Raw genomic sequence first — 16,947 nt, forward strand, 5'->3', positions numbered from 1 at the left:
GGCGCAGGCAGGACCCCCGGGAATGGAAACGCGCAGCTACGTCCGGCTCGATGCCGTTGGGCTGGCCGGCGGCCTGCGGGCCGGGCGGCTCTGCGGGAATGCGGTCTTGGCCGCCGCGCGTCGCCGCATGGCCGAGGTCGACCCTGGGCTGCAGGCAATCTGCGAACACTTCGATCCTCCGTTGCGCGCAGAGGTGGCCAGCTCTGATCAGCCGGCCGGTCCGTTGACCGGTGCGCTGGCGGGCGTGCCGATGCTGATCAAGGATCTGCATTGCGCGGTGGCGGGCCGCCCCACCGCCAACGGCAGCGGCTTTCCGGCTGCGCCGGCGGCGCAGAACAGCACCGTGGTCGACCGCTATCTGCACGCCGGGGCCGTATTGCTGGGCCGGAGCCACAGCCCCGAGCTGGGCGGCACCTCGGGGTGCGAAAGCCGGCACCAACGGCTTTCGACCCGCAATCCCTATGCGCCGGGCCTGTCCTCTGGTGGGTCGAGCGGCGGTGCCGCCGTGGCCGTGGCTACCGGGATCGTGCCGATCGCCCACGCCAGCGACGCGGGCGGCTCGATCATCATTCCGGCCGCACTTTGCGGGCTCGTCGGGCTGAAGCCGAGCCATGGGCTCGTGCCGCTTGGCCCCGAACGCATCGAAGGGGCCGGGGGCATGGCTGCGCAAAACGCGCTCACCCGCACCGCGGCCGACGCGGCGCTGGCCCTCGCAGTGGCCGCCAACCGGCCCGATCTCGCCACCCCCGCGCCGCTTGCCGGACGCCCGCGCATCGGTCTGGTGCTGCAGGCCGCCGATGGCGGCGCAACCTGCGATGCGATTGCGGGGCGGCTCGCGGCTCTTGCGGAGCGGCTGGCGGCGCTGGGGCTGGACGTGGCCGAAACGCGCCTGCCGCCGATCACGCCGGAGCTCTCCGAGGCCGAGCGCAGGGTGCGTCTGGCTTCTCTCGCCGCCACCGTCGCCGCGATGGAGCAGGCCGCCGGGCTGTCCGCCCTGCCGGGGCATTTCGAACCCGCAACCTGGGCGCGGATTGAGGCCGGTCGCAAGGTGACCGGCGCCGACGTGCTGGCGGCGCGCGAGACCATCCTGGCCTACCGAGACCGCGTCCTTGCCTGCTTTGCAACCTACGATCTGCTGCTCAGCCCGGCGCTCAACGCCGCCGCCCCGGAACCGGGGACGCTGTCGCTGATGCGCCCGGATCATGAGACCGGACCGCGCAACCGCGACTACACCTGCTTTGCGCGACCCTGGAACCTGACGGGCTTTCCGAGCCTGTCGCTGCCGCTGATCCGCGACCCGCGGAACCGCCCCGAGGGCGCGCTCTTCGCTGCCGCGCCGGGGAGTGACGCGCTTTTGCTCTCGCTGGCGGCCTGGGCCGAAGCCAGCATCGGCTGGCAGCATGACCACCTGACCACAGTCTACCAGTCCCAAAGAAAGAGTTCTCCATGACCCGCGTTCTTATCGCCGGCGGCGCAACCGGAATCGGTGCCGCAGCTGCTTTGGCTTTTCTCGAACAGGGCGCGACGGTCACCGTCTGCGATCTCAACGCCGAGGGGCTGGCCGCACTCGAGACCGCTGCGGCGGAGAAGCCCGGCACGCTTCGGACCCGCGTGCTCGATCTTGCCGAGCCGGCCTCGCCAGCACGGGCAGTGGATTTCGCGGTTGAGGCGCAGGGCGGCATCGACTGCCTGTTCGTCAATGCCGGGCTGATGCTTTCCGCGGATCTGGAACATTGGACCGCCGAGATGTGGGAGCGGTCGATCGCGGTGAACCTGTCGCTGCCGATGTTCCTCACCCAGGCCGCGGTGCCGCATCTGCGCGCATCGGACAACCCGTCGGTGATCTTCACCTCGTCCACTGGCGGCCTGCGCGGTCATGCGGGAATGCCGGCCTACCATGCCACGAAGGCCGGGGTGATCGGGCTGGTGCGCGCGCTGGCCGACGAGCTTGGGCCGTGCGGGATCCGGGTCAACGCCTTGCTGCCGGGCTGGGTGGATACGCCGTTCAACGATACCTTCTGGGAGCATCAAGAGGACCCGGCGGAGGTGCGCCGCAAGATCGAAAGCGGCATCCCCATGCGTCGCCACGGCACCCCGGAGGAGCTCGCGGGAAGCGTGCTCTATCTCGCCTCCCCGGCCGCCCGCTACGTCACCGGGACGCAGCTGGTGGTTGATGGCGGCTATACCGCAGTCTGAAGGAGCGTTCGAATGTTCACCCTTGCCGACCCGTTCTCGTCGCCGCTCCGTCCCGTCATGGAGGGTCGGCGCGGCGCGATCTCCTGTGAGAACCCCTTGGCCGCCGCGGCCGGGCTGCGCGCCTTCGAACGCGGCGGCGGGGCCGCGGATGCGCTGATCTCGGCGCAGGCGGTGCTGGCGGTGATCTCGCCGGATGCCTGCGGACTTGGGGGAGACATGCTGGCGCTCGTGCACGCGGCTGGCGGCGACGTTACCGCGATCAACGGCACTGGCTGCGCGCCGGCGGGCTGGGCCGGAGAGCCCATCGAAGGCGCCAACGCGATCACCGTGCCGGGCCTGGTCGGCGCCTGGACAAGCCTTCACGCAGGGCATGGCACGCTGCCTCTGGCCGAGCTGCTCGCCCCGGCCATCGCGCTGGCCGAAGAGGGGTTCCGGGTGACCTCCTACCTCGCCGGAGCGCTGGTCGCGCAGCGAGATCGGCTGCTGGCGGGCGGGGCCGAGAGCTGGCCGCTCTTCGACCGCAAAAAGGGCGATCTGGTTCGCTTGCCGGAGCTTGCCGCGCTGCTGCGCGCAGTGGCGGATCGCGGCGCAACCGCGTTCTATGAGGGGGAAATTGCGCAGGCGGTGGAGCGCGCGGTGAGACCGCTTGGCGGGACCCTGAGGGCCTCTGACCTGGCGGCGCATGAGACCGTGGTGAGCGCGCCGAACAGCACCAGCTGGGCGGGGCTCACGGTGATGACACAGCCGCCGATGACGCAGGGCATCTTGCTGAACATGTCCCTCGCGGCGCTCGAAGCCGCGTCGCCGGAGGCCGGCCGCGCGATGGACCACGCCGGAATCGAGCTCACCGAGGCCGCCTTCGCCTATCGCGCGCGGGCTGGCGCAGGCATGGCACTGATGTCCGAGGCGCTGACCTATGATCCCGAGCGGGCCCTGCACCGCGGCGGACCGCGCGCTTACCTGCACACCGCGGGCGTGGCCTGCGCCGATGCCGACGGATGCGTGGTCTCGTCGCTGGTCAGCGTCTTCGACGATTTCGGAAGCGCGGTCTACGTCCCCGAGGGTGGCTTCACGCTCAACAACCGCGCCGCGGGCTTTGGCCCTGCGCCGAATGACGCCGCCGCTGGAAAACGACCGGTGCATACGCTCGCGCCGGCCCTGCTGACCGGCCCGGACGGGTCCGTCTGGGCCCTGGCCACCCCTGGTGCCGACGGGCAGGTGCAGACCTTGCTGCAGGTGCTGTCCCGGGCACGGCTTGCGGGCGAAGATCTCGCCGCAGCGGTGGCAGCGCCGCGATGGAGGTCTGAGAACGGGCAACTTCTGATCGAAGAGTCGCACCCGGAAATCGAGGCGCTCCGCGCCCTCGGTCACGCCTTGAAGGTCCTTCCCGCCGGCGATCTGCGCTTCGGCGCGGTCGTTGCGGCGGGGCTGCACGACGGCAGCCCGCGCGCCCTGGCCGACTGGCGTCGGCTGACAACGGCGGGCGTGGCCTAGGAAGCGTCATGCCCCGACGGTGTGAGGTGCCCTTGGGACCGGTGTCGGCGTGGCCTTGGACGAGGCGGCCAGTGAACAAACAGGTGCCGGACGGTGGGCGTTCGCGGTGCCTCTTCTTTGGCCGAAAGAGCTTGGAAGATCCAAGCGCGGCGCTGAAGCGGGTTGAGCCAACGGATCCAACGCCCTGTCGATCATGGTGGTCCGGCCCTGGTGCAGTGGTCCACCCACCAAGCGTGAAACCCGGTAGGATTGCGGCGCACGGGAGCACTAGGGAAGAGCGGGAATGCGAGAGAAGCCAGAAGACATTGTCATCGAGCTTCGACCGGTCGCGGGCTGCATGCTCAGGGCCTGTCAATTGCCGATACGGTGCGGACTATCGGGATATCGCGGCATATGTTCTCCCGGTGGCGGAAGCAGCATGGCGGGATGAACCCGGCTCAGCCGTCGCGCCCCAAGGAGTTCGAGAAGGAGGCCCTGAGGCTGCAACGCGCGGTGTCTGACCTGACACTCGAGAAGCTGGTCCGGACGGAGGCGGAACGGGCGGAGCCCCCAAGCCCTTCGGGCCTCCGGGCGCCGGGCCTGCCGGGTGCCCGGCCAGTATCGCGCCGCGCAGCGAAGGTCGCCACAGGGCCGGGAGGATCGTGCCCGTGCTGCCGGTGGCCGTGGTCTGCGCGCTGCACAGGGTGTTTGCCCTGCACTGTCCCCGGCGCAGGCAACATGCGAAAGCCAGCGCGGTACCCTCCTTTGTCTCTTCTTCTCTTTGGCAATACGCCCGCCGGAGGCGCTCCTGTCGGAGCTACAGGGGCGGCACAGGGCAGAGGCTTATCGATCGGCGTTTTGAGTCAACTCCTGCCACTTCTGGCAGGCGAGGGTTTCGATCTTCTCCGACATGATCTCGACCAGCTGCGAGCGACTTTGCCAGAGCGGATACATGAAGCTGTATTCCAGCTTGAGCGCCGGGGTGAACCGGCGGATGGCGATATTGGCAAGTCCCGATGCGGTCGAAACGAAAGGGTCGGCCAGACAGCAGCCCAATCCCCGGTCGACCAGCTGACACGCGATAAGACCGTTTGCCGCCTGAAACGGCGAAGACAGTTCGACTCCGCGTTCGGCGCTCAGTCTCGCCAGATGTTGGCGCAACATGGAACGGCTATGCAGCTGGATGATGCTTTGGTCCGCGAAATCGTCGAAGCTGATCTCTGCCTTCTGCGCGAGGGGATTGTCCTTCGGGACGATGGCCATTGGTTCGACCGTCAGGAAGGTGCGGGTCTCGAACGAGGGGTGGGCCGGTGCCGCCACGATGACACCGAGGTCGAAGATCTCGGTGCTCATCCAGCTTTCGATTCCAAGGTGCAGGCGGGATTCGATCTGGGCGGAGTCGAGCTGCCCTGAAAAAGTCAGATCTGCCACTGCATCGGTCACGACCGCATTTGTGATGAAGGGCGTCGTGAGAATTCTCAGGTGCTTCGTTTCCTTCTCCCGCATCTGTTTCGCAAGGTAGCGCAGCTTGTCCATGCCCTGCACGACGCCCTCGGCTTCCTCGTAGAAACGGCGTCCTTCGCGGGTCAGTGTCGGAGGTCTTGTATTCCGAAGAAACAGTGTGAAACCAATCTCTTCTTCGAGCTGGGCAAGGGTCCGGCTGATCTGGGGCTGGGTGCGTCTGAGACGCAGCGCCGCGTTGGAGACCGACCCGGTTTCAACGAACGCACGGAGGGCTTCGAGCCCGCGATAGAGAGATGACATGGCAGCCCCAATATGCGGAAAACGCATACAAACTGACATAGTTGGAATTTGACGTATACAGAAAACTTTCATGACATTTGTCCAAAGCCGCCACGGATCGACCGCTGGCGGAGGAACTTCCGAGATGGGACGTCGCATGCTGGACAAATTGAAAGACCGTAAAAACCTTGATGGCGCGTGGCAGATCTCGCCGGATCGCTACATTGCCCAGCGGTCCTGCGACTTTCAGCTCGGCGCGCCGGTGTCTCAATATGTGGAGATGCGCGATGGCTGCCGCCTTGCCGTCGATATCTTTCTGCCGGAGCGCAAGGACGGCATGCCGGGGCCGGAGCGCTTTCCGACGATCACCGTTTTCACGCCCTACCGTCGGCGGTTCAAGACCAAGGAGGGCAGCACTGCGGAACCCAGCCCGAACACCGCGGCCTACCGCGACTGTTTCGTTAAATTCGGCTACGCGGTGGTCGTCATCGATTGCCGGGGCACCGGTGCGAGTTTCGGCACGCGCAGCAGCTTCCGCTCGCCGGAAGAGCGGCTCGATACGGCGGATGTCTGCGACTGGATCGTCGCGCAGGAATGGTCAAACGGGGTGATCGGGTCGGGCGGGGTGTCCTATCTCGGCGCTCAGGCGGACTTTCTGGCCAGCACCGGGCATCCCGCGGTCAAGGCGATCGCGCCGCTGTTCTCGGTCTGGGACACCTACGCAGACAACTACTTTCCCGGGGGCATCCAGCTCAAAGCGCTGACAAAGCTCTACGACGACCTGATGATCGGGCTGGATCAGGACGACCGGGAGGTGCTCAAGGCGTTCAAGTACTGGTCTGATCCGGACTATATCGGCGCACAGCCGGTGGACGCTGATCCTGACGGCGTGCTGCTGGCAGAGGCGCTGGCCGAGCACCGCAACAACTATCGCCATACCGACTTCATGTCGGAGTTCCGTTTCCGCGAAGAGCCGCTGCCCTATGACGCGGATTATAGCTCTGCCTCCTTCAGCCCCTACAGCTACAGCGGCGGCACGCGTTCGGACGTGGCAATCATGTCGGTCTCGGGCTGGTATGACGGTTTTGGCTACATGAATGGGGCGATCTCGCGCTTTCTGACCCTCAGTGACAACCCGCACCACCTTCTGATCGGGCCGTGGGATCACGGCGCGCGCGTCGATGTCTCGCCGTGGCGGCAGGCGGTCGAGCCGGACTTCGACATCCTCGCGGAAGTCCTGAGGTTCTTCGATACCTATCTTCTGGGTATGGATACCGGGCTGCGGGACGAAGCCCCGGTGCATTATTACGCGATGCACGCCGAGGAATGGCGCTCCGCCGCGGTCTGGCCGCCGGCCGACACCGATCACGTGCTGAACCTGTCGGTCGACAATGCGCTCAGCGAGACCGCGGCTGTGGCGGGCGACGACATGTATCAGGTCGATTTCAACATCGGGACGGGCAATGAAACCCGCTACGAGCGCATCGCTGCCGTCGACTCGCGGGATTACTACTGTGACTGGCAGGGCCGCGGCGACCGGATGCTGTCGTTCACCAGCGCCCCGCTGGCCGCGCCGAGCGAAATCGCGGGGCATGTGATCGCCGAGCTCTGGATGCAATCAAGCCAACCCGACGCGGCGCTGTTTCTCTACCTGACCGAGGTCGAGGCTGACGGCACCGAGCGCTATGTGACCGAAGCGCTGCTGCGCGCCATCCACCGCAAGGTGCAAGAGGCCCCCGCCAGCTACCGCACGTCCTGGCCGTTCCAGAGCTTCCGTCGGGAAGATGCGGCACCGCTGCCGGTCGGGGAATTCGAGAAGCTGCAGCTGGCCTTTTCGCCTACGGCCTGGCGCTTCTCCGAGGGCAGCCGTATCCGTTTGTCGATCGCAGGCGCGGACGATGACCATTGCGCGCAGGTCCCGCACGGACGCCCGCCGCTGCTGACCTTCGCACGGGGAGAGGCGATGCCTTCGCGGATCATACTTCCGGTCAAGCAATAAAAACCAGCGCGGCACAGCGCGTCAAAAAATATAACCAAATCAAAGACAACAGTGAGGATACTATGAAAGTTGGAAATCTGGCCCTGGTGGCCGCCCTTGCGGGTCCGCTGCTTCTTGCGGGGCCGCTCGCCGCGGAGACGGTTCGCTGGGCGCGCTCGGCGGACGCGCTGACGCTCGATCCGCATGCCAACAACGACAGCCCGACGCGCAACCTGCTGCAGCACATCTATGACACCCTCGCACTGCGCGGCAACGACGGCAAACTGGAGCCGCGGCTGGCCACCGAATGGCGCGTGCTTCCAGACGATCCCACGGTCTGGGAATTCAAGCTCCGGCAGGGCGTGACCTTCCAGGAAGGCCAGCCGCTCACCGCTGACGACGTGGTGTTCTCGCTCAATCGCATCCGCAACGAGCATTCGGCGCTCAAGGGGCTGCACAAGAATGTTGTCGAAGTGGTCGCGGTCGATGACTACACGGTACAGGTCAAGATGGACGGGCCGCAGCCGCTTTATGTCCAGAACCTGACCAACACTTTCATCATGGATCACGAATGGTCCGAGGAGCATGATGTCCTCGAACCGCAGAACTACGAGGCCGGCGAAAGCAACTACGCTGTGCGCCATGCCAATGGCACCGGAACCTACAAGCTGGTCGAACGGGTGCCCGACGTGAAGACCGTGCTGACCTACAACCCGGAGTTCTGGGGTGAAAAGCCGGCCGTCGACGAGGTGGTCTTCACGCCGATCAAGGACAATGCGACGCGGATCGCGGCGCTGCTGTCGGGCGAAGTGGACGTGGTGCAGGACGTCCCGGTGCAGGATATCTCTCGGCTCGAGAACAGCCCGGGCTTCCAGGTGTCGGTCGGCCCCGAGAACCGCTCGATCTTCTTCTCCTACGATCTTGCGTCGGATGAGCTGGAAACCTCCGATGTGAAGGGCAAGAACCCCTTCAAGGAGCCCAAGGTCCGCGAAGCCATGTCGCTTGCGGTTGATCGCGACACCATCCAGCGGGTGGTGATGCGCGGCAATTCCGATCCGGCGGGAATGCCGCTGGCCCCCTTCGCGAACGGCTGGACCGAGGCGCTGAACGCTTATCCCGCGCCGGACATCGCCCAGGCCAAGGAACTGCTCGCCGAGGGCGGATATCCCGACGGTTTCAGCGTCGCCCTGCATTGCCCCAACGACCGCTATGTCAACGACGAGGCGATCTGCCAGGCCGTGGTCGGCATGCTCGCGCAGATTGGGATCAAGATTAACCTGATCGCCCAGCCCCGGGCGCAGCACTTTGCGCTGATCGAGAACTGGACGACCGATTTCTACCTTCTTGGCTGGGGCGTGCCGACCTTCGACTCGCAGTACCTGTTCGACTTCCTTGTGCACACCCGCGACGGATCCTACGGCTCCTACAACGGGTCGCGCTACTCGAACCCCGAACTTGATGCGAAAATCGAGGCGCTGGCCACCGAGGCCGATCTCGAGAAGCGCGACGCGATGATCGCCGAGATCTGGCAGTTCGTACAGGACGAGCGGATCTTCCTGACGGTCCACAATCAGGTCTTGGCCTACGCGATGCGCGACGGTCTGAATCTTGCGATCCACCCCGAGAACCAGCCCAACATGGCGACGATCACGCTGGACTGACGGTGCCGGTCCCGGCGGCCTCCGAGCCGCCGGGACCACCCCGGTCGCACAATCGTCAGCATCTCATGTCTGCGGTCAAACGCAGAGTTCACGGGGGACACAATGCTTTTCTTCATCCTGAAACGGGTCGCGCAATCGCTGATCGTCATGATCGCCGTCGCACTCATTTCATTCATCGTTTTCCGCTACGTGGGTGACCCCGTTGCCGGCATGCTGGGGCAGGACGCAAGCATCGAGGACAGTGCCGCGCTGCGCGACCGCCTCGGGCTGAACGAGCCCGTGCTTGCCCAGTTCGCCCGCTTTGTCGGCAATACGCTGCACGGCAACTTCGGCATTTCCTATCGCTTGCAGGAACCGGTACTGCCGCTCATCCTGTCGCGACTGCCCGCCACGCTCGAACTCGCCATGCTGTCGGTCACCATCGCACTTGTCGGCGGGCTGGTGATGGGCATCCTGACCGCGCTGCGTCCGCGCAGCCCTGTCAGCATGACGATCATGACGCTGTCGCTGATCGGTGTCTCGTTGCCGACCTTCCTGATCGGTATCGGGCTGATCCAGCTCTTCGCGGTCAAGCTGCACTGGCTTCCGTCTTTCGGGCGCGGCGAGGTGGTCGACCTCGGCTGGTGGACCACGGGGCTGCTGACCTCCTCGGGGCTCAAGTCGCTCGTGCTGCCGGCGCTGACGCTGGCGCTGTTCCAGCTGACGCTGATCATGCGCCTTGTCAGGTCCGAGATGCTCGAGGTACTGCGCCAGGACTACATCCGCTTCGCCCGCGCGCGCGGCCTTTCCGAGCGCACCATCAATTTCCGCCACGCGCTGAAGAATACGCTGGTTCCGGTGATCACCATCACCGGTCTGCAGCTGGGGTCGATCATCGCCTTCGCGATCATCACCGAGACGGTATTTCAATGGCCCGGTGTGGGCTCGCTCTTCGTGCAGGCCGTGCAGTTCGTCGATGTGCCGATCATGTCCGCCTACATGCTTTTCATCGCGCTTGTGTTCGTCGTGATCAACCTGATCGTCGACGCGCTCTACTACCTGGTTGATCCCAGGCTTCACGCAGGGAGTCTCAAGAATGCAGGGTAACCAAGTCTTGCCAGGCAAGACCACGTCGGGCAGTCGCGGCCGCTCACTGCTTGCGAAAATCTCCGACTCCGATGTGGCCTATTCCTGGTGGCATTCGCCTGTGGTGGTGATCGCGACTGCCGTGCTGCTGGTCCTTGTGCTCGCCTGCCTGTTCGCGCCGCTGATCGCGCCCTACGATCCGTTCGATCCCGCGTCTCTGCAGCTGATGGACGGGTTTTCGCCGCCGATGACGACCTCGAGCTTTTCGGGCAATCATTACCTGTTGGGCACCGATGCGCAGGGCCGCGACATTCTCTCTACCATTCTCCACGGCGGCCGCGTCTCGCTCTTCGTGGGGGCATCGGCGACGCTCTTTGCCGTCGCGCTGGGGGTCGGCATGGGCCTGCTGGCGGGCTATCGCGGCGGCTTTGCCGACGCGGTGGTCATGCGCATCGTCGATGTCCAGCTCTCCTTTCCGGCGATCCTCATCGCGTTGCTGGTCTTCGGCGTGGCGCGCAGCGTCATCCCGCCCTCGCTTCAGGAATCGGCAGCGATCTGGGTGCTGATCTTCGCGATCGGCCTGTCCAACTGGGCCCAATTCGCCCGGACCGTGCGCGGCGCCACCATGGTCGAGAGCCACAAGGACTATGTCGCGGCGGCGCGCATCGCGGGCAAGGGCCCGGTGAAGATCCTGGCGACCCATATCCTGCCCAACGTGATGGGACCGGTGCTGGTGATTGCCACGATCAGCCTCGCGCTGGCGGTGATCGAGGAATCCACGCTGTCCTTCCTGGGGGTAGGGGTGCCGCCGACCCAGCCGTCGCTCGGCACGTTGATCCGCATCGGACAGCAATTCCTGTTCTCCGGCGAGTGGTGGATCCTGTTCTTCCCCGCGCTCACGCTTGTGCTGCTGGCGCTGTCGGTCAACCTGCTGGGCGACTGGCTGCGCGACGCGATCAACCCGAGGCTTCGCTGATGACCCATCCAGTCCTTTCCGTCCGCAATCTGGTCGTCGATTTCCCCGACCGACGCCAAACGTTCCGCGCGCTCGACGGCGTCTCCTTCGATATCGCCGCGGGCGAGATCGTCGGAGTTGTCGGCGAGTCCGGGGCGGGCAAGTCGATGACCGGAGCCGCGATCATCCAGCTCATCCAGTCGCCCGGCCGGATCGTCTCGGGAGAAATCCTGCTCAATGGCGTCCCGATCACCGGGCTGCCCCAGGCCGAGGTCGCCGCGTTGCGCGGCAAGCGCATCGGGCTGATCACACAGGATCCGCTCACCAGCCTGAATCCGCTGTTCACCATCGGTCAGCAGATGATCGAGACCATCCGTCGCCACCTGCCGCTGTCCGAGAGCCAGGCCCGCACCCGCGCCATCGACCTGCTGTCGGAAGCCGGGATCAGCGATGCCGAGGACCGGCTTGGCGCTTATCCGCACCAGTTCTCGGGGGGCATGCGCCAGCGCGTGGTGATCGCACTGGCGATCGCGGCGGAGCCCGAGCTGATCGTCGCGGACGAGCCGACCTCGGCGTTGGATGTGTCGGTGCAGGCGCAGATCATCGGCGTTCTCAAGGCGCTGTGCGAGCGCCGTGGGACCGCGGTGATGATGATCACACACGACATGGGTGTGGTTGCAGAGACCGCCGACCGCGTCGTGGTGATGAACAAGGGGCGGATCGTCGAGACCGGCAAGGTCGCTGACATCATCCGGCGCCCTTCCGAAAGCTACACGAGAGGCCTGATTGCCGCGATCCCCTCGGTGGCGGATGCGCGCGACCGCAAGCCGGTTGCAGCCGGTGTGGCGCCTCTGGTCGAGGTCCAGGGTCTATGCCGGGATTTCCGTCTCCCGGCCAGAACGCTGCGCCAGCGGTTCGCCGCACCGGTGTTGCGGGCGGTGGCGGATGTGACCTTCGAGATCCCCAGGGGCACGACCTTCGGACTTGTGGGGGAGTCAGGCTCCGGCAAGTCGACCTGTGCGCGCATGATCGCGGGGTTGCTGCCGCCGAGCTCCGGCGAGGTGCTGATGGAGGGTGCGCGGATCTCCGGTCGCAAGGGCATGAGCGGCGACCAGCGGCGGCGGGTGCAGATGATCTTTCAGGATCCCTATGCAAGCCTGAACCCCCGGTGGCGTATCCGCGACATCGTCGCCGAACCGCTGCACGGCCCGAACCGCAGGGCGGGGCGCCGCGACCTGGAGGAACAGGTGGCGGAGCTTCTGCGCAAGGTTCGGATGGAGCCCGATGCCATGTTCAAGTTTCCGCACCAGTTCTCGGGTGGGCAACGTCAGCGCATCGCCATTGCCCGCGCGCTGTCGAGCGAGCCCGAGTTCATCATCTGCGACGAGCCGACCTCGGCGCTGGATGTGTCCGTGCAGGCGCAGGTTCTGGATCTGATGGCGAGCCTGCAGGAGGAACTGGGGCTGACCTATCTGCTGATCAGCCACGATCTTGCGGTGGTGCGCCGGATGTCCGACTTCATCGGCGTGATGCAGCGGGGCCGTCTGGTTGAGAAGGGCGATACGGATCAGGTGTTCGACGCACCGCAAGATCCCTATACGCGCATGCTGCTGGACTCCATTCTCGACATCTCAAAGGTTGCGTGAGCACGGGCGACGCTCCCTTGCTTCGATGAGCAACTCGGCGCGGCGCTCACGCCTTTGGCTGGCGCCGTGACGGGGTCAGCCAAAAGCGCGTCCGGTGAGGCGCAAAGTTCCGCAATCGGAGCATGGAACTGTACCTGGTCCGTGGATTCTGCTCACGCTTCAAGTCGGCCGTAGCGCCGAGCAGGGCGACGGATGGCGGCATCAGGTGGTGCACGGCGAGCCGGCCGCCTGGTCTCGCACCATCAGAGACCGAGGGCGGTTGGGGGTCTTTCAGCTGCCCTGGGTCAGGACTGACTGCGACGCCATAGCAAGCGTTCGCCGTCTCGCGAGGCCATCCTGTCACGCCTCGCGAGAGGTCTTTTCTACGTCGGCAGTACGGTCAGCGGCGATACCTCTGGCGGGCAACGCCTTCGCTCAGAAAGCCGCGTGCAATGTCCTCGGAAATCGCGTCCGGAGTACGGCGGGCAGGGTCCCCATAGCCGCCCCCCCCAGCTTCCTTCAGGGTAAGTATGCCATCCGGTGCCAGAGTGTTCATGCCCTGACCGCTGAGCCTCAGATCGTCGATCCAGTGCTCGCGAGGTGCCCCGTCGCCGCCCCCGAACAGCCCTTTCGCCGGGAAGAGTGTGCGGTTTGCCATGGAAAAAACTCGCATGTCATGGCCGCTGTCGTTGCGCATTCGGATGACCTGCCCGGCGCCACCGGCGAATTCGCCCGCGCCACCGGAATCTGTGCGAAGTTCCTTGCATAGCACCGTAAGACCGCTGCCGGCCTCGAAGGTCTCGATCGGGGTCCGGCCGATGTTGGTCGATCCCGGCAGAGCCGGATGACCGTCCAGACCCTGAGAGCCTCCAAAGCCGCCCGTGCAGGCATAGCTCGCAGACATCGCAGTGCCGTCCGGCTGTTGGCCCTGGAACGTGAGCACATCTACCAGTCCCGCCTCTGCGCTCACGCCGTCGGGAAGGATCTCGGCAAGGGTGTTGAGAATGAGCGGGAAAACAAAATGCCCGATAGTGTGACGCCCCGCAGATGGCGAGGGTGGGAGGGCGTTGAGGATCGAGCCACTGGGCGCGCGTATGGTGATCGCCAGCATCGCGCCTTCGTTGTTGGGGATCGTCGGCGTGGTCAGGCACTTGATGGCGTAGAGAGCCATCGCGCGGGTGTAGGAAAAGGGGACGTTGATGCCGGCCCGAACGCAGGGGCCGGTGCCTTCGAAATCGATGTCGAGTGTGTCGCCGGACTTGGTGATGGCACAATGAAGTGTGCGGACCTCGTCGAGCGCCTCGACGTTCACGCTGCCGCGGTAGGTGCCGTCGGGCATGGCCTCGAGCGCCTGGCGTACCGCCCTATCCGAATTGTGCAGGATGGCGTCTGCCAGCGGCTGCAGGCACCCCAGGCGATACTCGGCCATGAAATCCACGACCTGCCGGGCGACGATCTCTGTGCAGGACACATTTGCAAAGATGTCACCGATCACTTGTTCCGGCACCCTTACGTTCATGCGGAAGAGATCGACAAGGTTCTGATCGACAACCCCGGCACTCAGCAGTTTCCAGATCGGGAGCCGCAGCCCTTCATGGAAAATCTCGGTGGCGGAGACCGAAAAACCCATTCCGCCGATGTCGGGCAGGTGGGTGATGCTCATGGCGTAGCCGACGAGAGTCCCCTCGCGGTAGATCGGGCGCATCACCGCGATGTCGAACATATGCCCGGTGCCGATCACCGGGTCGTTCGAGATCACGACGTCGCCGGGGACGAGGGTCTCTGGGGAGAATTTCTCCAACATGTGCGACAGCGTCACCGGAGCCGTGCCGATGAAGACGGGGATGCACTTGGCACTTTGGGCGATCATCCGGCCTTTCGCGTCGAAGATTAGGACGGTGAGGTCATAGCCATCGCGCACGAGGGTCGAGAAGGAGGAGCGGATCAACGCTGCCGAGCCTTCGTCGGTGATCGAAATCAGCCGGTCCCACATGATCGAGAGGTCGACGGCGTCAAGGGGCGGTTGCGTGTCCATCAGGCGACCTCGCGCTGTGTGTTGATCTCGGCAACGAGGTTGCCAAACGTGTCGATTAGCCCGCGGTCGCCCTTGTCGAGCAGGCAGGTGCTTTCGCGCTCTTCCACCAGGCAGGGGCCTTCGATGACCTGTCCGGGTCGCAGGAGGTATCGATCATAGACCGGGCAGGCGGTGAGACCGCCAGCCGCCGGGAAGTAGGCCTGGCGCGTGCCTTTCTGCGCCGTGCCCGTCTCTGGCCGGTCGGCGGGAAGAAGCGGCATGAATTCGGGCTTGGGTGCACGCGCCTCGACTTTGAGGCCGGTGATCTCCAGCGGCTGATCGAGGGTCGTGTGGAACACATCCTTGTAAGCGGTCGCGAACACCGCTGGCAGCATGGCAAGCGAGGTCTCCGTCGAGACACCCTGCGGCAGCCGCACCTCGATGTCATAGCCTTGGCCCAGGTACCGCATGTCGAGGCGGACATCGGTCGCGATATCTGACCTGTCTAGGTCGTCGCCGGCAAGGTGAGAGAACACCTCTGAGCGCAGGCTTGTGAGCAGCGCCTCGAGTTCCCCGGCGCTGAGGCTATCGAGACGCTGAGAATGCGCCCGGACCACCTCGAAAGACCGCGCGCCGACCAGCATCCCGAAGGCAGACATTACCCCGGCGCCGGCCGGGTAGATCACGCGGGGAACGTTGAGCTTGCGGGCGATCCGGGCGGCGTGAACCGGGCCGCCGCCGCCACTGGCCACCATGCTGGAGCGGCGATAGTCGAAGCCGCGCTCGGTCGCATGCATGCGGAACGCCCGGCTAATATCCTCGTTGGCGATGTCGTGGATGCCCCAGGCCGCGCGCATCAGGTCCATATCGAGCGGCTGGGCTACAGTGCGACCGATGGATCGGCTGGCGGCATCCGTATCAAGTGGCATCTTGCCGCCAAGGAAGAAGTCCGCGTCGAGGTAGCCCAGAATCAGGTTGGCATCAGTGAGAGCTGGTGCCGCGCCGCCCCGGCCATAGCAGGCTGGCCCTGGCACGGAACTCGCACTACGCGGGCCGACACGGATCAGGCCGAGGCTGTCGACCGCGACGATGCTTCCGCCCCCCGAGCCGATTTCAGCCATGTCGATCACCGGGATCTGGAGAGTGAGGCCACTGCCCGACTTGTGCTTGTAGGCATGCGCGGCCTCGAAGCTGTATTTCTTGCTCGGCTCGCCATTGCGCACCAAAGCTCCCTTGGCGGTGGTGCCGCCAAGGTCGAAGGCGATCACGCTGGACATATCGAGGACCTCCGAGAGGCGGGCCGCCATGAGGACACCAGCGGCCGGACCGGACTCCAGCAGGCGGACGGGATAGCGGCGCGCCATCGCCGGTGTCATCAGGCCACCGCCCGAGGCGATGATGGAAAGTGCACCGGCGTAGCCGATCCCGGCCAGACCTTCCTCGAGGCGCCGAAGGTAACGGTCCACCATAGGCTGCGAGTAAGCGTTGGCGCAGGCCGTGGTCCAGCGCTCGTACTCCAGCGGACGGGCAAATACGTCGGCGGAGGTCGAGACGTAGAGCTCGGGGTACATCTCTTTCGCGATGGCGGCGGCGCGGTTCTCATGCGTCGGGTTGCGGTAGGAATGGAGGAAGCAGATGGCAAGTGAGGCAATACCCCGGCCCTCGACCAGCCCCTTCAGCGAAGCTCTCAGGCCGTCTTCGTCGAGCGCGACAAGAACCTCGCCCCGATGATTGAGACGCTCGGTCACCTCGGCACGCTCCGAGCGAGCGACCAGCGGTTCCGCGAACCTGAGGTGAAGATCATAGAGGTCGTATCGTTGCTCCTGTCCGATATCGAAGGTGTCGCGGAACCCCTCGGTCACCAGCATTCCAGTCGGCTGGCCTCGCCGCTCGATCAGCGCGTTGGTGATCAACGTCGTACCATGGATGATCTCGCCGATATCATCGACCGTGACACCATTTTCGCTGCAGATGGCCGACACTCCCTCGATCACTGCGCGTTCGGGAGCTTCCGGGGTCGTCAGTCGCTTGTGAACCGCGGTCCAGCGGCGGGCCTGGTCGGCCAATGCAAAGTCGGTGAAAGTACCACCGATATCGATGCCTAATCGAAGCATTTCATCATCTCGTTCTTGTTTCCCCGGAGGCCAGCGGCAGGCGCGTGTGACGCTCTCCACGGGGCCCGAGGTTCTGGTTTCAGCGCGGCAGGGCGTGGCGACATGGCGCCGGGAAATCTTGTC

The 16,947-nt window shown here is 65.3% G+C and carries 11 protein-coding genes and 1 pseudogene; 9 read left to right on the plus strand and 3 right to left on the minus strand.

The window, feature by feature from the left end; genetic code table 11:
* Window positions 1-22: 22 nt before the first annotated feature.
* The 4 genes and pseudogenes from BM397_RS26800 to BM397_RS30035 all read left to right on the plus strand — a co-directional run.
* The gene (locus BM397_RS26800; protein ID WP_092430862.1) at window positions 23-1,450 is read left to right on the plus strand and encodes an amidase; all 1,428 of its coding nucleotides are present in this window, start codon (window positions 23-25) and stop codon (window positions 1,448-1,450) included.
* Complete coding sequence (locus BM397_RS26805) at window positions 1,447-2,196, plus strand: SDR family NAD(P)-dependent oxidoreductase (RefSeq protein WP_092430864.1); 750 nt, start codon at window positions 1,447-1,449, stop codon at window positions 2,194-2,196. The genes BM397_RS26800 and BM397_RS26805 overlap by 4 nt, the downstream gene beginning before the upstream one ends.
* Before the next feature lie 12 nt (window positions 2,197-2,208).
* Entirely contained in the window at window positions 2,209-3,690 is a 1,482-nt protein-coding gene (locus tag BM397_RS26810; RefSeq protein WP_092430865.1) for a gamma-glutamyltransferase family protein, read from the plus strand.
* A gap of 249 nt (window positions 3,691-3,939) precedes the next feature.
* Window positions 3,940-4,173, plus strand: a pseudogene (locus tag BM397_RS30035) (transposase); the annotation flags it as partial.
* Between the two features lie 339 nt (window positions 4,174-4,512).
* On the opposite strand, the gene BM397_RS26820 reads toward BM397_RS30035, so the two are convergent.
* A complete protein-coding gene (locus BM397_RS26820) occupies window positions 4,513-5,433 on the minus strand; it encodes a LysR family transcriptional regulator (RefSeq protein ID WP_176806949.1) in 921 nt (306 codons plus the stop codon).
* Window positions 5,434-5,569: 136 nt separating this feature from the next.
* Here BM397_RS26820 and BM397_RS26825 point away from each other — a divergent pair, with 136 nt between their 5' ends.
* The 5 genes from BM397_RS26825 (at window position 5,570) to BM397_RS26845 (ending at window position 12,717) form a co-directional block, all read left to right on the plus strand.
* Window positions 5,570-7,411 (plus strand): CocE/NonD family hydrolase, encoded by a 1,842-nt coding sequence (locus tag BM397_RS26825; protein WP_092430867.1) that lies wholly within the window; start codon window positions 5,570-5,572, stop codon window positions 7,409-7,411.
* Window positions 7,412-7,473: 62 nt separating this feature from the next.
* Window positions 7,474-9,051: an ABC transporter substrate-binding protein gene (locus BM397_RS26830; protein ID WP_092430869.1), complete on the plus strand. Its 1,578-nt coding sequence runs from the start codon at window positions 7,474-7,476 to the stop codon at window positions 9,049-9,051.
* A gap of 102 nt (window positions 9,052-9,153) precedes the next feature.
* Window positions 9,154-10,137, plus strand: coding sequence for an ABC transporter permease (locus tag BM397_RS26835; RefSeq protein WP_092430871.1), 984 nt, complete (start codon window positions 9,154-9,156; stop codon window positions 10,135-10,137).
* Complete coding sequence (locus BM397_RS26840; RefSeq protein WP_092430873.1) at window positions 10,127-11,092, plus strand: ABC transporter permease; 966 nt, start codon at window positions 10,127-10,129, stop codon at window positions 11,090-11,092. The genes BM397_RS26835 and BM397_RS26840 overlap by 11 nt, the downstream gene beginning before the upstream one ends.
* Window positions 11,092-12,717: a dipeptide ABC transporter ATP-binding protein gene (locus BM397_RS26845; RefSeq protein ID WP_092430875.1), complete on the plus strand. Its 1,626-nt coding sequence runs from the start codon at window positions 11,092-11,094 to the stop codon at window positions 12,715-12,717. Before BM397_RS26840 ends, BM397_RS26845 begins: the two co-directional genes overlap by 1 nt.
* Before the next feature lie 379 nt (window positions 12,718-13,096).
* Here the strand turns inward: BM397_RS26845 and BM397_RS26850 are convergent, their stop codons facing one another.
* The gene (locus tag BM397_RS26850; RefSeq protein WP_092430876.1) at window positions 13,097-14,731 is read right to left on the minus strand and encodes a hydantoinase B/oxoprolinase family protein; all 1,635 of its coding nucleotides are present in this window, start codon (window positions 14,729-14,731) and stop codon (window positions 13,097-13,099) included.
* Window positions 14,731-16,884, minus strand: coding sequence for a hydantoinase/oxoprolinase family protein (locus tag BM397_RS26855; RefSeq protein WP_143015452.1), 2,154 nt, complete (start codon window positions 16,882-16,884; stop codon window positions 14,731-14,733). The genes BM397_RS26850 and BM397_RS26855 overlap by 1 nt, the downstream gene beginning before the upstream one ends.
* Window positions 16,885-16,947: the final 63 nt, after the last annotated feature.

The sequence above is a fragment of the Alloyangia pacifica genome, from assembly GCF_900116195.1.
Lineage (GTDB): Bacteria > Pseudomonadota > Alphaproteobacteria > Rhodobacterales > Rhodobacteraceae > Salipiger > Salipiger pacificus.